Source organism: Achromobacter sp. KK8, assembly GCF_054188005.1.
Map to the genome: position 1 here is coordinate 211,836 of NZ_CM135178.1, position 15,202 is coordinate 227,037.

The 15,202-nt window shown below is 68.6% G+C and carries 18 protein-coding genes; 11 read left to right on the forward strand and 7 right to left on the reverse strand.

The features are described 5' to 3' along the window. Window positions 1-35: 35 nt before the first annotated feature. On the reverse strand, window positions 36-995 hold the full coding sequence (locus ACVN9Z_RS01010; RefSeq protein WP_006385573.1) for a LysR family transcriptional regulator: 960 nt from the start codon (window positions 993-995) through the stop codon (window positions 36-38). A 107-nt stretch (window positions 996-1,102) separates the two neighbouring features. Here ACVN9Z_RS01010 and ACVN9Z_RS01015 point away from each other — a divergent pair, with 107 nt between their 5' ends. The 3 genes from ACVN9Z_RS01015 to ACVN9Z_RS01025 are packed head-to-tail and all read left to right on the forward strand — an operon-like array spanning window position 1,103 to window position 4,451. Then, a complete protein-coding gene (locus tag ACVN9Z_RS01015; RefSeq protein WP_458213496.1) occupies window positions 1,103-2,935 on the forward strand; it encodes a gamma-glutamyltransferase family protein in 1,833 nt (610 codons plus the stop codon). 56 nt (window positions 2,936-2,991) lie between these two features. Next, window positions 2,992-3,963 carry a Bug family tripartite tricarboxylate transporter substrate binding protein gene (locus ACVN9Z_RS01020; protein WP_200221754.1) on the forward strand — a complete coding sequence of 324 codons (972 nt, stop codon included), beginning with the start codon at window positions 2,992-2,994 and terminating at the stop codon, window positions 3,961-3,963. Next, a complete protein-coding gene (locus tag ACVN9Z_RS01025) occupies window positions 3,960-4,451 on the forward strand; it encodes a GAF domain-containing protein (RefSeq protein WP_200221755.1) in 492 nt (163 codons plus the stop codon). Before ACVN9Z_RS01020 ends, ACVN9Z_RS01025 begins: the two co-directional genes overlap by 4 nt. A 32-nt stretch (window positions 4,452-4,483) precedes the next feature. Here the strand turns inward: ACVN9Z_RS01025 and phnE are convergent, their stop codons facing one another. The 3 genes from phnE to phnC form a co-directional block, all read right to left on the reverse strand. Next, the gene (gene phnE, locus ACVN9Z_RS01030) at window positions 4,484-5,278 is read right to left on the reverse strand and encodes a phosphonate ABC transporter, permease protein PhnE (protein WP_020926712.1); all 795 of its coding nucleotides are present in this window, start codon (window positions 5,276-5,278) and stop codon (window positions 4,484-4,486) included. Between the two features lie 77 nt (window positions 5,279-5,355). After that, on the reverse strand, window positions 5,356-6,336 hold the full coding sequence (gene phnD, locus ACVN9Z_RS01035) for a phosphonate ABC transporter substrate-binding protein (protein WP_006385579.1): 981 nt from the start codon (window positions 6,334-6,336) through the stop codon (window positions 5,356-5,358). 29 nt (window positions 6,337-6,365) lie between these two features. Next, window positions 6,366-7,208, reverse strand: a complete 843-nt coding sequence (gene phnC, locus ACVN9Z_RS01040) for a phosphonate ABC transporter ATP-binding protein (RefSeq protein ID WP_006385580.1) — start codon at window positions 7,206-7,208, stop codon at window positions 6,366-6,368. Between the two features lie 198 nt (window positions 7,209-7,406). On the opposite strand from phnC, the gene ACVN9Z_RS01045 reads away from it, so the two are divergent. The 5 genes from ACVN9Z_RS01045 (at window position 7,407) to ACVN9Z_RS01065 (ending at window position 10,056) form a co-directional block, all read left to right on the forward strand. Next, complete coding sequence (locus ACVN9Z_RS01045; RefSeq protein ID WP_049054896.1) at window positions 7,407-7,838, forward strand: GFA family protein; 432 nt, start codon at window positions 7,407-7,409, stop codon at window positions 7,836-7,838. 52 nt (window positions 7,839-7,890) lie between these two features. After that, window positions 7,891-8,250 (forward strand): ArsR/SmtB family transcription factor, encoded by a 360-nt coding sequence (locus ACVN9Z_RS01050; RefSeq protein WP_006385582.1) that lies wholly within the window; start codon window positions 7,891-7,893, stop codon window positions 8,248-8,250. Then, window positions 8,247-8,786: an SRPBCC family protein gene (locus tag ACVN9Z_RS01055; protein WP_006385583.1), complete on the forward strand. Its 540-nt coding sequence runs from the start codon at window positions 8,247-8,249 to the stop codon at window positions 8,784-8,786. The genes ACVN9Z_RS01050 and ACVN9Z_RS01055 overlap by 4 nt, the downstream gene beginning before the upstream one ends. Before the next feature lie 517 nt (window positions 8,787-9,303). Then, a complete protein-coding gene (gene infA / locus ACVN9Z_RS01060) occupies window positions 9,304-9,567 on the forward strand; it encodes a translation initiation factor IF-1 (RefSeq protein ID WP_006385584.1) in 264 nt (87 codons plus the stop codon). A gap of 162 nt (window positions 9,568-9,729) precedes the next feature. Continuing rightward, complete coding sequence (locus ACVN9Z_RS01065; RefSeq protein ID WP_006385585.1) at window positions 9,730-10,056, forward strand: hypothetical protein; 327 nt, start codon at window positions 9,730-9,732, stop codon at window positions 10,054-10,056. A 14-nt stretch (window positions 10,057-10,070) separates the two neighbouring features. On the opposite strand, the gene ACVN9Z_RS01070 is transcribed toward ACVN9Z_RS01065, so the two are convergent. The 3 genes from ACVN9Z_RS01070 to mog are packed head-to-tail and all read right to left on the reverse strand — an operon-like array spanning window position 10,071 to window position 11,989. Further along, entirely contained in the window at window positions 10,071-10,955 is an 885-nt protein-coding gene (locus ACVN9Z_RS01070; protein ID WP_172561412.1) for a peptidoglycan DD-metalloendopeptidase family protein, read from the reverse strand. Beyond that, window positions 10,955-11,302, reverse strand: a complete 348-nt coding sequence (locus ACVN9Z_RS01075) for a hypothetical protein (protein ID WP_006385587.1) — start codon at window positions 11,300-11,302, stop codon at window positions 10,955-10,957. Before ACVN9Z_RS01075 ends, ACVN9Z_RS01070 begins: the two co-directional genes overlap by 1 nt. A gap of 39 nt (window positions 11,303-11,341) precedes the next feature. Beyond that, window positions 11,342-11,989 (reverse strand): molybdopterin adenylyltransferase, encoded by a 648-nt coding sequence (mog, locus tag ACVN9Z_RS01080; protein WP_107316774.1) that lies wholly within the window; start codon window positions 11,987-11,989, stop codon window positions 11,342-11,344. A 264-nt stretch (window positions 11,990-12,253) separates the two neighbouring features. On the opposite strand from mog, the gene ACVN9Z_RS01085 reads away from it, so the two are divergent. The 3 genes from ACVN9Z_RS01085 to ACVN9Z_RS01095 all read left to right on the forward strand — a co-directional run bounded on the left by ACVN9Z_RS01085 (window position 12,254) and on the right by ACVN9Z_RS01095 (window position 15,178). Further along, entirely contained in the window at window positions 12,254-13,378 is a 1,125-nt protein-coding gene (locus tag ACVN9Z_RS01085) for a D-alanyl-lipoteichoic acid biosynthesis protein DltD (RefSeq protein ID WP_173010433.1), read from the forward strand. Between the two features lie 43 nt (window positions 13,379-13,421). Next, the gene (locus ACVN9Z_RS01090) at window positions 13,422-13,547 is read left to right on the forward strand and encodes a hypothetical protein (RefSeq protein WP_020926707.1); all 126 of its coding nucleotides are present in this window, start codon (window positions 13,422-13,424) and stop codon (window positions 13,545-13,547) included. A gap of 155 nt (window positions 13,548-13,702) precedes the next feature. After that, window positions 13,703-15,178 carry an inorganic phosphate transporter gene (locus ACVN9Z_RS01095; RefSeq protein WP_006385590.1) on the forward strand — a complete coding sequence of 492 codons (1,476 nt, stop codon included), beginning with the start codon at window positions 13,703-13,705 and terminating at the stop codon, window positions 15,176-15,178. The last annotated feature ends 24 nt before the right edge of the window (window positions 15,179-15,202 follow it).

A 15,202-nucleotide genomic window follows, 5' to 3' on the forward strand; every position in this document is an offset into this window, starting at 1 on the left:
CGGAACGCCAGGCAGCCCGGACGCGGCCACACGCCTCAAGCCCGCGGCCGCGCGTCCTGGCCAAGGTCCGCGCACAACTCCAGCAGGATGTCCGAAAAGCGTTCCTCGGCCGCCAGCGCCTGCTCGCGCCGGCGGCGGATCAGGTTGATGGGCGGCAGCTCCCAACCGAAATCCCATGGCACCATGCCGAGCTTGCCGCGCTGGCACAGCTCGCGCGCGATGTCTTCCGGCACCACCGACACCAGCGCGGGGTTGGCGCTGAGCATGCCTTCGATCACGTCGGTGGAATAGGCCTCCAGCACCGGCGATGGCGAGCGCAGGCCGGCGCGGATGAAGTGTTCGACGATCAATTGCCGCGTCGGCGTGTTCACCGCCGGCAGCACCCAGTCCATCCCCGCCAGTTGCGCCCAGTCCGGCGCCCGCCGCGCCAGGCGCTGCGCCAGGCGGCTGTGCGCGATCACGCGCGGCCGCTGCCGGTACAGCACCCGATGGTCCAGGTCATCTTGCGCCATCGTCGACGTGGCGCGGCTGATGATGCAGTCGAGTTCGTGCCGCCGCAGCATCGGCACCAGGTGATCGGTCGTCGCCCGGTGCAGCGTCAGGGTGACGCCATGGCGCTGGTGCAGCCGGCCAATGGCCGCGGTCAGCAGCGCGCTCGATACATACGGCACCACGCCCACGTGCAGGTGGGCGGCCCGGCCATCGTGCAGCGCCTCGACCTCGCGCGCCCACAGGTCCAGGTCGCTCTGCATGCGCCGGGCGCGCACCAGCGCCAGTTCGCCCAGCGGCGTGGGCTGCATGCCGCGCCCGGTGCGCAGGAACAGCGGCGCGCCGAAAATGGCCTCCAGCTCGGCCAGCGCCTTGGTGGCCGCCGGCTGGCTGATGCCGGTGGCCGCCGCCACGCGCGTCAGCGTGCCGTGGCGGGCGATGTTTTCCAGCAGCACCAGGTGACGTTGACGCAGGCGGTTGGCAAGTCGGGCGGCATCCCAGATCACGGGCGCATTCCTATAACTGATTGGTTATTCAATTATGCCAACAATGGCTTCCTGAGTTATTTCAGGCTCCTATACTGCGACGAAACCCATCCTTGCCCGTACCGTCCATGTCCACCTTCACCACCCGTCCGGAAATCCGCGGCACCTTCGGCGTCGTCTCGTCCACCCACTGGCTGGCCTCGCAGGTCGCCATGGGCGTGCTGGAGCGCGGCGGCAATGCCTTCGACGCCGCGGTGGCCGGCGGCTTCACGCTGCAGATCGTCGAGCCGCACCTGAACGGCCCCGGCGGCGAAGTGCCAATCCTGCTGTGGAGCGAACGCGAAGGCCGCATGCGCGCCCTGTGCGGCCAGGGACCGGCGCCGGTGCTGGCGACGCCGGCCTACTTTCGCGGGCTGGGCGTGGACCTGGTGCCCGGCATCGGCCTGTTGCCCGCCACCGTGCCCGGCGCGTTCGGCGCCTGGCTGACCCTGCTGCGCGACTACGGCACCTGGGAACTGGCCGACGTGTTGCGCCCGGCCATCGACTACGCCCGCAACGGCTTCCCGCTGGTGCCCCGCATCTCGCAGGCCATCCTGGCGGTGCAGGCCCTGTTCCGCGACGAATGGACCAGCTCGGCCGCCGTCTGGCTGCCCGACGGCAAGGTGCCCGCGCCCGGCGCGCTGCTGCGCACGCCGGCCATCGCCACCACCTACACCCGCATCCTGGACGAGGCGCACGCGGCGGCAACCGACCGCAATGGCCGCATCGACGCCGCGCTGGCCATCTGGTACCGCGGTTTCGTGGCCGACGAGATAGACGCCTACTACACCCATGAAGCGGTGCGCGACACCACCGGCCAGCGCAATCGCGGCCTGCTGCGCAAGGCCGACCTGGCCGACTGGCGCGCGCGCTACGACGATCCCGTCACGCTGCAATACGGCCGCTACACCGTGGCCAAGTGCGGCGTGTGGTCGCAAGGCCCGGTGCACCTGCAACAGCTGGCGCTGCTGCGCCACCTGGAGATGGACGGCCTGGACCCGGCCTCGCCGCAGTTCGTGCACCGCGTGGCCGAAGCCGCCAAGCTGGCCTTCGCCGACCGCGCCGCCTGGTACGGCGATCCCGATTTCGTCGACGTGCCGTTGGCCGCATTGTTGAGCGACGACTACGCCCGGGCGCGCGCCAGCGGCATCGGCCCCCGCGCCGCCGCCACGCTGCAACCCGGCTCTCCCGCGGGCCGGGCGCCGCGCCTGCCCGACCTGGAGGCCGCCGCCCGCACGCTGGCTGCCTCGGACACGCGCTTCGGCGTGGGCGAGCCGACCTTCGCGGCGCTGCCACCGGTGGCGGAATGGGCCGCGCGCGAGATCTTCGTCGGCGATACCTGCCAGATCGACGTCATCGACCGCGACGGCAACATGGTCGCGGCCACGCCGTCCGGCGGTTGGCTGTCGTCCAGCCCGGTGGTGCCGGCGCTGGGCTTCCCGCTGACCACGCGATTGCAGATGACCTGGCTGGACGACGGCGTGCCCGGCCAGCTGCAACCCGGCAAGCGGCCCTGCACCACGTTGTCGCCGGGCCTGGTGTTGCGCGACGGCCAACCCTACATGGCCTTCGGCACGCCCGGCGGCGACCAGCAGGACCAGTGGACGGTGGCCTTCTTCCTGCGCCATGCCATGGGCCTGAACCTGCAGGAGGCGATCGATGCGCCGTCCTGGCACATCGATCATTTCCCGGGCTCGTTCTGGCCGCGCGCGCTGACGCTGAACCGCCTGACGGTCGAGGGCCGCCTGGCCGAAGCCACGCAACAAGCGCTGCGCGAGGCCGGCCATGAGTTGCGTGTCGGCCCCGACTGGTCCGAAGGCCGCATCAGCGCCTGCACCCGCGAGCCCGCGGCCGGCGGCGGCCTGCTGCTGCGCGCCGCCGCCAACCCGCGCGGCATGCAGGGCTACGCGGTCGGCCGATGAACCGATTTTCCATCCAGCCGGCGACGAGACCGGCCTTATCGCAAGGGGTAAACACCATGAAAACCATCCGACGACTGTTGCGCGCCTGCGCCCTCACCGTGGCGTGCGCCGCGCCCGCGCTGGCGCAGGCCGCCTGGCCCGAAAAGCCGATCACGCTGATCGTGCCGTGGGCCGCCGGCGGCTCCACCGACATCCTGGCGCGCGTGCTGTCCGAAGGCCTGACACAATCGCTCGGCCAGCCCGTCATCGTCGAGAACCGCTCGGGCGCCTCGGGCAACATCGGCAGCACTTTCGTCGCGCGCGCCAAGCCCGACGGCTACACGCTGCTGGTCGGCTCGATGAGCACCCACACCATGAACCAGGCGCTCTACGGCAACATGCCGTTCGACGGCGTCAAGGACTTCACGCCGATCGCCGAACTGGCGCTGGTCACCAACACCATGGTGGTGCATCCCTCGGTGCCGGCCGCCAACGTCAAGGAATTCATCGACTACGTCAAGGCCAACCCCGACAAGGTGGCCTACGCCTCGGCCGGCCAGGGTTCGACCAACCACCTGAGCGCCGCACTGTTCGAGAAGGCCGCGGGCGTGAAGATGATGCACATTCCCTACCGCGGCGGCGCGCCGGCGGTGCTGGACACGGTGGCCGGCCGCACCCAGGTGCTGTTCAGCGCCGGCACCCAGACCCTGCCGCACGTGCAGACCGGCAAGCTCAAGCTGCTGGCCGTCACCGAGGAACAGCGTTCGCCGCTGCTGCCCGAGGCGCCGACCGTGGCCGAGACCCTGCCCGGCTACGAACTGTCGGTCTGGTACGGCGCCTTCGGCCCGGCCGGCATGCCGCCGGAACTGACGGCGCGGCTGAACCAGGAGATCAACAAGATTCTCAAGCGGCCCGACGTCGTCAAGAAGATGGGCGACATGGGCGTGCTGCTGCTGGACACCACGCCGGAGCAGTTCGGCCAGGTGCTGGCGCGCGATGCCGACAAGTACGGCAAGCTCATCAAGGAACTGGGAATCACCGCCGAATGAGCATCACGTCCGACACCGTCGAGCGCCTCGCGCAAGCCTATGACGCGGCCTCGGCCCCGGCGGCCTTCGCCGCGCTCGACGCGCACGCCCACGCCACGCTGGGGCACACGCTGTGCACCATCAACCGCCATGACGCCGAACGCATGCGGGTGGTGCGGCTGTACAGCTCGAACCCCGCCGCCTATCCGCCCGGCGGCAGCAAGGACAAGCGCGGCACCGCCTGGGGCCGCCACGTCCTGCTCGAACGCAAGGTCTTCATCGGCGAGGGCAGCGACGCGATCCGCGAGTTCTTCGACGATCACGACGCCATCCAGGCGCTCGGCCTGCAATCGGTGATCAACGTGCCGGTGGTGTTCGACGGCGCCTGCCTGGGCACCGTCAACTTCCTGATGCCGCGCGCGGCGCTGGCGCCGGCGGACATCGCCGCCGCCCGGCTGGCGGGACTGCTGGCCCTGCCCGCCTTCCTGGCGCTCACGCCGGCCGACTGAGCCAAAGGGGCGCGCCGCGGCGCGCCCGTGGTTCAGATCAACGCGCGGCGGATGCGGGCCGACGCCATGTCGATCACGACCACGAAGCCGACGATGATGATCATCACCGCGCAGGTTTCGGCATAGCGGAAGCTGCGGATGATTTCCCACAGCACCGTGCCGATGCCGCCGGCGCCGACGATACCCACCACCGAGGCCGAGCGCACGTTCGACTCGAAGCGGTACAGCGAGTACGAGATCCACAGCGGCAGCACCTGCGGGATCACGCCATAGACGATCTCTTCGAGCGCGTTGGCGCCGGTGGCGCGCACGCCCTCGACCGGGCGCGGGTCGATGGCCTCGACCGCCTCGGAAAACAACTTGGCCAGCACGCCGGTGGTGTGCACCCACAACGCCAGCACGCCGGCGAAGGGCCCCAGGCCCACCGCCACGATGAACAGCATCGCGAACACCATTTCATTGATGGCGCGGCAGGCGTCCATCAGGCGCCGCATCGGCTGGTAGACCCAGGCCGGCACCATGTTCGACGAACACAGCAGCCCCAGCGGCACGGCCACCACGATCGCCAGGAACGTGCCCCACACCGCGATCTGCACCGTCACGATCATCTCGTCCAGGTACATGCGCCAGTCGCGGAAATTGGGCGGAAAGAAGTCGGCCGCGAACTGGGCCATGTTGCCCGAGTCCCGCAACAGGTCCAGCGGCCGCATGTCGGCGCCGCGCCAGGACATCACCAGCAGCGCCAGCACGAAGGCCCATACGAGCAGGACCGGCAGCGACGAGCGCGGCGCGGCGGGGGAACGGGAAGAAGGCACGGCCAGGGTCATGGGGATTCCGGAATAGAAAAATCGGATGGACGCGGCGCCGGCGCTTCAGGGGCAAGCGCTGGCGCCGCGTGGCATCGTTACTGCTTGGCGGTCGGCTGGCCCAGGCTGGCCAGCTTGGCGTCCAGCTCGGCCAGCTGCTTCTGCTTCTCGGCCTGGCCGATGGTGGCATCGGCCTCGATCTTGGCCTTTTCACGCGCCAGTTCGATCTGGCGGATCGGCACCAACTGCTGGTTGTCCGAGGCGCGGAAGCCCTGGTAGGTCAGCGCCTTCAGGTTGGCCATCTCGCGCGCGGCGTCCTTGCCCTTGCCGTAGTTGACGAAGAAGTCGCGGATCTTGGCCTTCATGTCGGCCGGCAGGTCGGTGCGCATGACCAGCGGATCGGCCGGGATCAGCGGCGACTTCCACAGGATGCGCACGCTGTCGTTGGCGTCCTTGCCGGTGCTCAGGCGATAGCGCTCCAGCGCCTCGGTATTGTTCACGGCCACGTCGACCTGCTTGTTGATCACCGACAGCAGGTTGGTCTCGTGGTTGCTGACGCGCACGGCCTTGAAGAAGGTCTTGGGCTCGATCTTGTTGGCGGCCCACAGGTAGTAGCCGGGCACGGCGGTGCCCGAGGTCGAGTTGGGATCGCCGGCGCCGTAGGTCAGCTGGCCGCGGCGCTTGAGCAGGTCGTCCAGGCTCTTGATGTCGCTGTCCTTGTTGACGATCAGCAGCGACCAGTAGCCCGGGTTGCCGTCCTTGTCGATCACCGAGGCGAACACTTCGCCGCTGGCGCGGTCCACGGCTTCGATCGCCGACTTGTTGCCGTACCAGGCCAGCTGCACCTTGTTGAAGCGCATGCCTTCGATGATGCCGGCGTAGTCGGAAGCGAAGAACGGCTTGACCGGCACGCCGATGGCGCGGCTCAGGTCGTCGATGACGGGCTGCCACACCGACTTCAGATTGGTCGACGACTCCGTCGAAATGATGCCGAAGTTCAACGGCTTGGCCTCTTGCGCATGGACTTGCGTGGACAAGGCGGCAGCGGCGATCAGGGCAACAAAGGTTCTGCGTAGCATGGAAAGCTCCGGGTAGGGAACGGGTAAGGTCAGGCCGCGCAGGCCTGTCGGGAAAGCGGCGCCAGGCCCGGCATGGGCAGGACCTGCGGCGTGTATTCGGGAAGCAGCTCGCTCAATTCCGAGCCGTACAGGTCGCGCAGCATGGCCGGCGTCAGCTCGGCCGAGGGACCGTCGTAGACCACCTTGCCATGGCGCAGCGCCACCACCCGCGGGCAGTAGCGCAGGGCGACATCGACCTGGTGCAGCGAGACCACCACGGCCACCTTGCGGCTGCGATTGATCTGCGCCAGCGTGTCCATCACGCGACGTGACGATTCCGGATCGAGCGAGGCGATCGGCTCGTCGGCCAGGATCACGCGGGCGTTCTGCACCAGGGTGCGGGCGATGGCGGCGCGCTGCTGCTGGCCGCCGGACAGCGTCGAAGCGCGCTGAAATGCGTAGTCGTCTATACCAACCTGGGCAAGCGCGTCGAGCCCCTGGCGCACTTCGGCCCGCAGGAACACGCGCGTCAGGCTGCGCCACATCGGCACGCGCGGCAGCAGGCCGGTCAGCACGTTGGTGATCACCGGCAGGCGGCCCACCAGGTTGAATTGCTGGAACACGAAGCCGATGCCGGCGCGGGCGCCGCGCACATTGCGCGACAGGCGGCCGTGGCGCTGGATCAGCTGGCCATTGACGGTAACGCTGCCCTGCCCGGCGTCGCCCACCACGAAGCCGGCCAGGTGGCGCAGCAGAGTGGACTTGCCGGAGCCCGAGGCGCCCAGCAGTGCCACCATCTCGCCGTCGGCCACGCGCAGGTCGACGTTGTCCAGCGCCCGCGCGCCGGGATGGAAGGACTTGCTCAGCCCCTGTACTTCGATGGCGTAGGTCATCGTTGAATCCCCTTGGTCTGGTTCATTCGCGCATTCTGTTTTCGCGGCATGACAACGCGATGACCCGGGGATCGAATCATTTGGCGGAAAATAGGGGCCATGGCAACCAACTGAAAGACATCCGTCATATATGGCCGCGCCGCTGTCGCGGGCCCCGGGTATATTCAAGGCATCCCCTCTTCCCGACAGGCGGTCATCATGCTCAACGGTTCCTGCCTCTGCGGCCGCGTTGCCTACCAGATCACCGGCCCGCTCACCGACGCCCTCAATTGCCATTGCGCCATGTGCCGCAAGTCGCACGGCGCCGCGTTCCGCAGCCGCGCCACGGTGCAGGCCGCCGACTTCGCCTGGACCAAGGGGGAAAACCATGTCACCTGGTACTGCTCGTCGCCCGGTAACTACCGCGGCTTCTGCGAGGCCTGCGGCACGCCGCTGCTCAGCCGCTTCGACCAGACGCCCGACATCTACGGCCTGCCGCTGGGCGCCCTGGACGACGACCCGGGCATCAAGCCGGCCGCGCATTGCCACGTCGCCAGCAAGGCGCCGTGGTTCGACATCACCGACAACCTGCCGCGCTATCCGGGGGCCTATGAAGATGCCGAAGCGGCCTTGCCCCACGCGGTTACATAAAATTCAACCAAACAGTTGAATTCGATATGAACGGCAGGCTATATTCAACCCTATGGTTGAATCAATGCCTTCCTCCCTCGATGCCGTCTTTCGCGCGCTGGCCGACCCCACGCGCCGCGACATGCTGCAAAGCCTGGCGGGCGGAGACCGGACCATCGGTGAACTGGCCGCGCCCCTGCGCATGAGTTTCGCCGGCGCCTCCAAGCACGTGCAGGCGCTGGAACGGGCCGGCCTGCTGCGGCGCACCGTCAAGGGCCGCAGCCACGTGTGCAGCCTCGAGCCGGCCCCCATGGCCGAAGCCATGCAATGGCTGCGTTTCTACGAACATTTCTGGTCGGGCAGGCTGGACGCGCTTGAAGCCGCGCTGGCCGCCCATGCGCCCCGGCCGGACTCCCCCGGAGAGCCAACATGAGTGAATACGGTGTCGTCACCAGCCCCACGTCCCTCTGCTTTACCCGCGTGCTGCCCGCCAGCGTCGAACGGGTCTGGGCCTTCCTGACCGAATCCGACAAGCGCGGCCTGTGGCTGGCGACCGGCGACATGGAATTGCGCGAAGGCGGCGGCGTTACGCTGCGTTTCGTCCATGCCGACCTGTCGTCCGTGGCCGAGCCCACGCCCGAGCCATACAGGCCGTACGAGAACGGCGTCACCACCCACGGCGTCATCACGCGTTGCGAGCCGCCGCGGCTGTTGGCATTCACCTGGGGAGGCTCGCCCGGCGAACCGTCCGAAGTGACGTTCGAACTGTCCCCACAAGGGGACGACACCCGCCTGGTGCTGACCCATCGCAAACTGGCTTCGCGTGCCGGCATGATCGACGTGGCCGGCGGCTGGCATACGCATCTGGGAGTACTGTCGGCCCGCCTGGCGGGGCGCGAACCGGGCCCCTTCTGGTCGGCGCTGTTGCGCTGGGAAGCCGACTACCAGGCGCGCATCCCCGCGCAATGAAAAGCCGGTCAGTCGTTCAATAGCAACTATCACGCCACGAAGCCGGATAAAAACTGGCTAATCATTGCGCTTTGCAGTAACATAAGTGCGTGATTTTTCCGCAAAAACCGGGCTTCGTTCACGTCGAGCGCCTACCCGCAGTTACTACGGGCCATGCCGGACTTTCGCCTGGCATACCTGCGACTCTGCAACCGGTTTTCTTGGGTGAAACCTGCCCCTGGCCCATGGCGCAACCCGCGCCGCGCGCCGTTGCAGCAGACACTCCAACCCGCTTCTTCCGGCGACGCGCCACAAGCGCCAACCCGCGACCAAGCTGCGCATCGCGCGCACACTGCCCTCGCGGCGCGAGTATCCGTCATTTCAGACATCCACTCGGGATGCCATGGCCCATACCCGCGCTTGCCCGGACGTTTTACGTTCAACCGCTGGACCTGGCTATCAGAGTCCGACGCGCTCGCCGCCCCGGTGGCGCGCCATGCCGACGGCATGGCGGCGCGTATTGATCAAGGAGTAGAGAATGGCTAAAGAAGAACTCATCGAACTGGATGGCATCGTTGACGAAGTGCTGCCCGATAGCCGCTACCGCGTCACCCTGGATAACGGCATCGAAGTGGGCGCCTACGCCTCCGGCCGCATCCGCAAGCACCGCATCCGCATCCTGGCCGGTGACCGCGTCACCCTGGAAATGTCGCCGTACGACCTGACCAAGGGCCGCATCAACTTCCGCCACAAGGATGAGCGCGGCCCCGCCCCGAGCCGTCCCCAGCAGCATCGCCGCTGAGAAACCGCGGGGCCGGCATGTGCCGGCCTTCCGCCCCGCCCTGGCGCGCCACGCGGCCTTAAGCCCGCCCGCGCGCTGCCGTAGTAATGCGCAAGACCCCGGTTCGTGAAAGAATGGCGCTCCGCCCGGCGCCCGGCCCGGCGGCAACGCATACGCAGCAAGATGGATCTGACCCAGGAACTGAAGGAAGCCGCCGACCAGCTCTCCCTGACGCGAAGACGCTTCGCCAAGGGGGAAGAAGGCCTGCGCCTGCTGCATCAGTCGCGCGAGGCGTTCATCAACAGCCTGCGCAATACCGGCCTGACCTACGCCGAGGCCAAGACCAAGTACGACAACTGCCTGGATGACCAGGAAGTGCAGTTGCACGACATGCTGGAAAAGATGCGCTACGCCGAGCGCATGCACCAGTACATCCTGCACCGCATCGCGCTGCAGCAGTCGCAGGATGCCGCCGCGCTGCGGCCCGAGCAGGCCGCCGCCCCCGCCTGAGGACGGCGCCCCCGTCAGGGCTTGAAGGCGCCGATGAAGATCGCGGGATCGACCCGCGCATCGTTCAGGCTGACATTCCAGTGCAAGTGCGGCCCCGTGGCGCGGCCGGTGGCCCCGACCTTGCCGACCACGCCGCCGCGCGCGACGCTATCGCCCACCTTCACGTCGATCGCCGACATGTGGCAGAACATGCTGACGAAGCCCTGGCCATGGTCCAGGAAGACCGTCTTGCCGTTGAAGAAGTAATCCCCCACCAGCGACACCACGCCCGCGGCCGGCGCCTTGATCGGCGTGCCGGCCGGCACCGCGAAATCCAGCCCGGAATGCGGATTGCGCTCTTCGCCGTTGAAGAAGCGGCGCAGGCCGAACGGACTGGACAGGCGGCCGCCGCTGACCGGCCGGTCCAGCAGCACGTTGCTGGGCGTGACGCCAGCGCGGTAGGCGCGGTTGGCCGCGCTCTGCTCGGCCATTTCGCGCTCGATGCGCTTCATGTCGTCGGGATCGGGATTGACCTGGCGCGGGTTCTTCAGCGTGATGTGCTGGGCCACGTATTCCTTGGCGCCCACCGTGAAGGGCAACTGGCGCGAGCCGCCGGCGTCGCGCACGGTGACCTCCTGCGGGCCGGGCTTGACCGCCAGCGGGATGCCGACCACGGCGATCCATTGCTTGCCGTCTTCGCGCACCACCAGCACGCGGCGGTCGCGGTAGGTGACCTCGGGCGCCGTCGCGGCGTCGCCCAGCGCCAGCACGGCCACGCCGCCCGGCACCGGCGCATTGAGCTTGCGGCTGATGTAGCCGCCCGCCTGCGCGGCGGGCGCCTGTCTGGCGCGGGCCGGCAGCGCCAGGCACACCGCCGCCGCGGCCAGGCCCAGCCGCAGCATGTCTCGGCGTTGCGGCATCACTGTTGCAGGCAGAGGTTGGCGGGTTCGATCAAGGTCTGGTCGCGCCGCGCGATGCGGGTCGACAGGCGGGCCTCGGTCTTGCCCTTCCAGGTGGTGGTGGTCAGCACCGCCTCGACGCCCAGGCTGTCCGACTGGATCAGCTCGAAGCCGTTGCGCACCGTCTTGCGTTCGAAATTCACGTCCAGGCTCTTCCAGGCGTCGGCCACGCAGTTGGTGTAGTCCTCGGCCGTGCGCTGGGTCGAGCCGTAGAACACCGGATCACGCTGGCGGACGTCTTTGACGTTGGCGCACGCCGACACGGCAAGCACGGCGGCGGCAAGGGACAAGGCGGTACGGACCTTCATATCGGGACTCTCTGGCAATGAATGGAAAGAGGCGGCCAACTATACCGCAGCGTCCGGCGACGGTTGCGGACGGCGCGCCGACTTGGGGCGGAAGGCCGCGATGACCTCGGGATGGGTCTCGGCGTAGGGGCCGCCGATCAGATCGATGCAGTAGGGAATCGCCGCGAAGATGCCCGCCGCCAGCACCGTGCCGTCATCGGCCTTCAGGCCCTCGAGGGTTTCGCGGATCGCCTTGGGCTGGCCCGGCAGATTGACGATCAGGGCGGCGTGCGATGGCCGTTCGCGGATGACGGCGACCTGCCGCGACAGGATCGCCGTGGGCACGAAGCGCAGGCTGATCTGGCGCATCTGTTCGCCGAAGCCCGGCATTTCCTTGGTGCCGACCGCCAGCGTGGCCTCGGGCGTGACATCGCGCCGCGCCGGGCCGGTGCCGCCGGTGGTCAGGACCAGGTCGCAGCCGCAGGTGTCGACCAGTTCGATCAGGGTGTCGGAAATGCGCCCCGCCTCGTCGGGAATCAGCCGCTCCACGGCCTGCCACGGCGAAGCCAGCGCCCCGCCCAGCCATTCGCGCAACGCCGGCAACCCCTGGTCCTGGTAGGCGCCGGCCGAGGCGCGGTCGGAAATCGACACCAGGCCGATGATCAGTTCGTCGGGGTGGCGGCGGGCGATGCGGACAGGGGCGGTCATGGGCAGGCGGGGCGTGGAGTGGGCGGATGGCGGCAACCACCGTCCCGGCGGGCCGGGACGCGGTCAATCCTGGTAATCCAGGAGTCCGCCAGACAAGGATGCTAGCGCATTCTCCCCCCTTGGGCCCGCGGACGGGCCTGCCGTCCCTGTGGCAAAAAGGGGAATCCCCGGGTTTGCGCGCTTGTATCGGTCATGGGCGCTGGATAACATCCGCTCACAATCTTCCCTTCCACCCGACCCGCGCGCCGCGCCTCCTGGTTCCTCATGTTCAAACGCACACTCGGGCAGCATGCGCTGGCGGCGGCGCTGGCCTTGACGGTCGCGCTGGCCGCGGGCCTGGGCGCCTGGCACGGGCTGGCCCTGCGCACCGGCCCGGCGCCGGACGCGGCAACGGGCGTCTACATCCACAACCTCGGCAATACCCTGCAGGACCAGACCCGCAACCTGTCGCGCCTGAGCCAGGCGCTGCGCACCGGCGACCGGCTGGTGGTGATGGGGTCGTCGGAACTCACCAGCACCGACCTGCGCTTCGTGCCCTACCGTTTCCTGGCCGATGAATTGCGCATGCCGGTCATGGCCTACGGCCATTCGGGCTTCCAGTCGCTCGGCATGCAACTGGTGCTGGCGGCGCTGGCCGACGACCTGTCGCCGGCCTCGCGCGTGGTGATCATGGTGTCGCCCGGCTGGTTCGATGGCGACGGCGGCCTGGGGCCGGACGAATTCCGCGAACATGCCAATCCCCTGCTGCCGCGCCTGGTGCGCCAGCCCGAGGGCCGCGAGCAACTGGCGCGCTGGCTGCGCGACAAGGGCGATGCCCGGGTGGCGTGGTCGATGGCCGCCGAGCAGGCCTATGTGTTCCGCCAGCGGCTGGTCGACCTGTGGACGCCGGCCCATGCCGCCCCGGCGCCCGAGACCGAAGCGGCGGGCCCGGCGGCGGCCGCCCGGGTGGTCGACTGGGACGCCCTGGCGCGCGAGGCGCAGGAAGCCGAACAGGCGCGGATGGCGCGCAACCGCTATGCCGTGCGCGACGATTTCTTCGACAAATACCTGCAGGCCGTCCCGGCCGGCGGCAAGACCGCCTTCCTGCCGCGGCCGCTGACCGGCAAGGACGAATTGCGCGAACTGGAGGCGCTGATGCGGTTGCTGCACAACCATGGCGTCAACGCGCTGTTCGTGATGCAGCCGCTGCACCCGCTGGTGTTCAAGGACCTGGACCGCTTCGCCCCGATCCAGCGCCAGGTCGACGCGCTGTGCGCGCGCTACGCCATGGCCTGCATGAACATGTACGACGCCCCCTACGAGATCGGCACCCTGCGCGACGTGCAGCACCTGGGCGAACTGGGCTGGCTGCGTGTCAACCAGCGCATCGCCGAGGTCTTCCGCCCGTGAACCCGTTCCCCGATACCCCTTCCCAGGCCAAGGACGCCGCGCGATGAGAAAAACCCTGTGGCTGTGCCTGCTCTACCTGGGCCTGCTGGCGGTCATGATGATCCAGGCCGACACGTCGGCCAATCTGGGCAAGCCGCTGGAAATCGAGTTCCAGTACCAGAAGTTCTAGCGGGCTGGCCGGCGCCCGGGCCCCGGCCAGCCCGCCATGGCCCCGCGCGGCGGGAGCCCCGTCGGAAAGGCGTCGAGAAAATTGCCCCCAGCAACCGGGGACAGGTCACAAATCTGTAATAATCTGGGCTCGCCGGAACCTCTCCCCGCCCCCCCATGCCCTCCCTCTTCCACGGCCTAGATCTCTGGGTCGGCCTCAGCCTCGTCCTGGCCCTGACGTTCGTCCTGGCCTTCGAATTCATCAATGGCTTCCACGACACGGCGAACGCCGTCGCGACGGTCATCTACACCAAGGCCATGCCGCCCCACCTGGCGGTGGTGCTCTCGGGCATTTTCAACTTCCTCGGCGTGCTGCTGGGCGGCGTGGGCGTGGCCTATGCCATCGTCCACCTGCTGCCGGTCGAACTGCTGATCAACGTCGATACCGGCCGCGGGCTGGCCATGGTGTTCGCCATGCTGGCCGCCGCCATCGCCTGGAACCTGGGCACCTGGTATTTCGGCATCCCGGCCTCCAGCTCGCACACGCTGATCGGCTCGATCCTGGGCGTGGGCCTGGCCAACGCGCTGATCACCGACCTGCCGCTGGCCGATGGCGTGAACTGGGGCAAGGCGATCGACATCGGCGCCTCGCTGGTGGTGTCGCCGGTGGCCGGATTCCTGGTGGCCGGCGGCCTGCTGCTGGCGCTCAAGCGCTGGCTGCCGCTGTCGAAGATGCACAAGACGCCGGAACAGCGCCGCGCCATCGACAACAAGAAACACCCGCCGTTCTGGAACCGCCTGGTGCTGGTGCTGTCGGCCATGGGCGTGAGCTTCGTGCACGGCTCGAACGATGGCCAGAAAGGCATCGGCCTGATCATGCTGGTGCTGATCGGCATCGTGCCGGCCAACTTCGTGCTGGACACCAACAGCACCACCTACCAGATCGAGCGCACCCGCGACGCCGCCACCCACCTGAGCGCTTTCTACCAGCGCAACGAAGCCATGCTGGGCGACTTCCTGGCGCTCAAGCGCGCCGGCTCCGCCTCGGACCTGCCGCGCAATTTCCGCTGCGACCCGCAACTGACCCTGGCCACCATCGACGCGCTGCAGGCCGACCTGCGCGGCGTCAGCAACTACGCCGACCTGTCCGCCGCCAAGCGCATCGACGTGCGCCGCTACCTGCTGTGCCTGGACGACACCGCCAAGAAGGTGGCGCGCATCGAGGGCCTGCCGGCGCGTGAACGCACCGACCTGCAGCGCCTGCGCGCCGACCTGACCGCCACCACCGAATACGCGCCCTTCTGGGTGATCGTGGCGGTGGCGCTGGCGCTGGGCGCCGGCACCATGGTCGGCTGGCGCCGCGTGGTGCTGACGGTGGGCGAGAAGATCGGCAAGCAGGGCATGACCTACGCGCAAGGCATGTCGGCGCAGCTCACCGCGGTCGGCGCCATCGGCCTGGCCAACGTCTTCAGCCTGCCGGTCTCCACCACCCACGTGCTGTCCTCGGGCGTGGCGGGCACCATGATCGCCAACAAGAGCGGCCTGCAGGGCGGCACGGTGCGCAACATCCTGCTGGCCTGGGTCCTGACCCTGCCCGCCTCGATGCTGCTGGCGGCCGGCCTGTTCTGGATCGGCGTGCAGATCGCCGGCTGACGCCGCCACCGGCCGCGCGAACGA

What these genes read in the sequence shown, in the direction of transcription:
- phnD (WP_006385579.1), bottom strand. Translation starts at nt 6,336, where the DNA reads ATGCTACGCAGAACCTTTGTTGCCCTGATCGCCGCTGCCGCCTTGTCC.
- ACVN9Z_RS01050 (WP_006385582.1), top strand. Translation starts at nt 7,891, where the DNA reads ATGGTTGAATCAATGCCTTCCTCCCTCGATGCCGTCTTTCGCGCGCTG.
- ACVN9Z_RS01095 (WP_006385590.1), top strand. Translation starts at nt 13,703, where the DNA reads ATGCCCTCCCTCTTCCACGGCCTAGATCTCTGGGTCGGCCTCAGCCTC.
- ACVN9Z_RS01070 (WP_172561412.1), bottom strand. Translation starts at nt 10,955, where the DNA reads ATGCCGCAACGCCGAGACATGCTGCGGCTGGGCCTGGCCGCGGCGGCG.
- ACVN9Z_RS01020 (WP_200221754.1), top strand. Translation starts at nt 2,992, where the DNA reads ATGAAAACCATCCGACGACTGTTGCGCGCCTGCGCCCTCACCGTGGCG.
- mog (WP_107316774.1), bottom strand. Translation starts at nt 11,989, where the DNA reads ATGACCGCCCCTGTCCGCATCGCCCGCCGCCACCCCGACGAACTGATC.
- ACVN9Z_RS01065 (WP_006385585.1), top strand. Translation starts at nt 9,730, where the DNA reads ATGGATCTGACCCAGGAACTGAAGGAAGCCGCCGACCAGCTCTCCCTG.
- ACVN9Z_RS01015 (WP_458213496.1), top strand. Translation starts at nt 1,103, where the DNA reads ATGTCCACCTTCACCACCCGTCCGGAAATCCGCGGCACCTTCGGCGTC.
- phnE (WP_020926712.1), bottom strand. Translation starts at nt 5,278, where the DNA reads ATGACCCTGGCCGTGCCTTCTTCCCGTTCCCCCGCCGCGCCGCGCTCG.
- ACVN9Z_RS01085 (WP_173010433.1), top strand. Translation starts at nt 12,254, where the DNA reads ATGTTCAAACGCACACTCGGGCAGCATGCGCTGGCGGCGGCGCTGGCC.
- ACVN9Z_RS01045 (WP_049054896.1), top strand. Translation starts at nt 7,407, where the DNA reads ATGCTCAACGGTTCCTGCCTCTGCGGCCGCGTTGCCTACCAGATCACC.
- phnC (WP_006385580.1), bottom strand. Translation starts at nt 7,208, where the DNA reads ATGACCTACGCCATCGAAGTACAGGGGCTGAGCAAGTCCTTCCATCCC.
- ACVN9Z_RS01055 (WP_006385583.1), top strand. Translation starts at nt 8,247, where the DNA reads ATGAGTGAATACGGTGTCGTCACCAGCCCCACGTCCCTCTGCTTTACC.
- infA (WP_006385584.1), top strand. Translation starts at nt 9,304, where the DNA reads ATGGCTAAAGAAGAACTCATCGAACTGGATGGCATCGTTGACGAAGTG.
- ACVN9Z_RS01075 (WP_006385587.1), bottom strand. Translation starts at nt 11,302, where the DNA reads ATGAAGGTCCGTACCGCCTTGTCCCTTGCCGCCGCCGTGCTTGCCGTG.
- ACVN9Z_RS01025 (WP_200221755.1), top strand. Translation starts at nt 3,960, where the DNA reads ATGAGCATCACGTCCGACACCGTCGAGCGCCTCGCGCAAGCCTATGAC.
- ACVN9Z_RS01090 (WP_020926707.1), top strand. Translation starts at nt 13,422, where the DNA reads ATGAGAAAAACCCTGTGGCTGTGCCTGCTCTACCTGGGCCTGCTGGCG.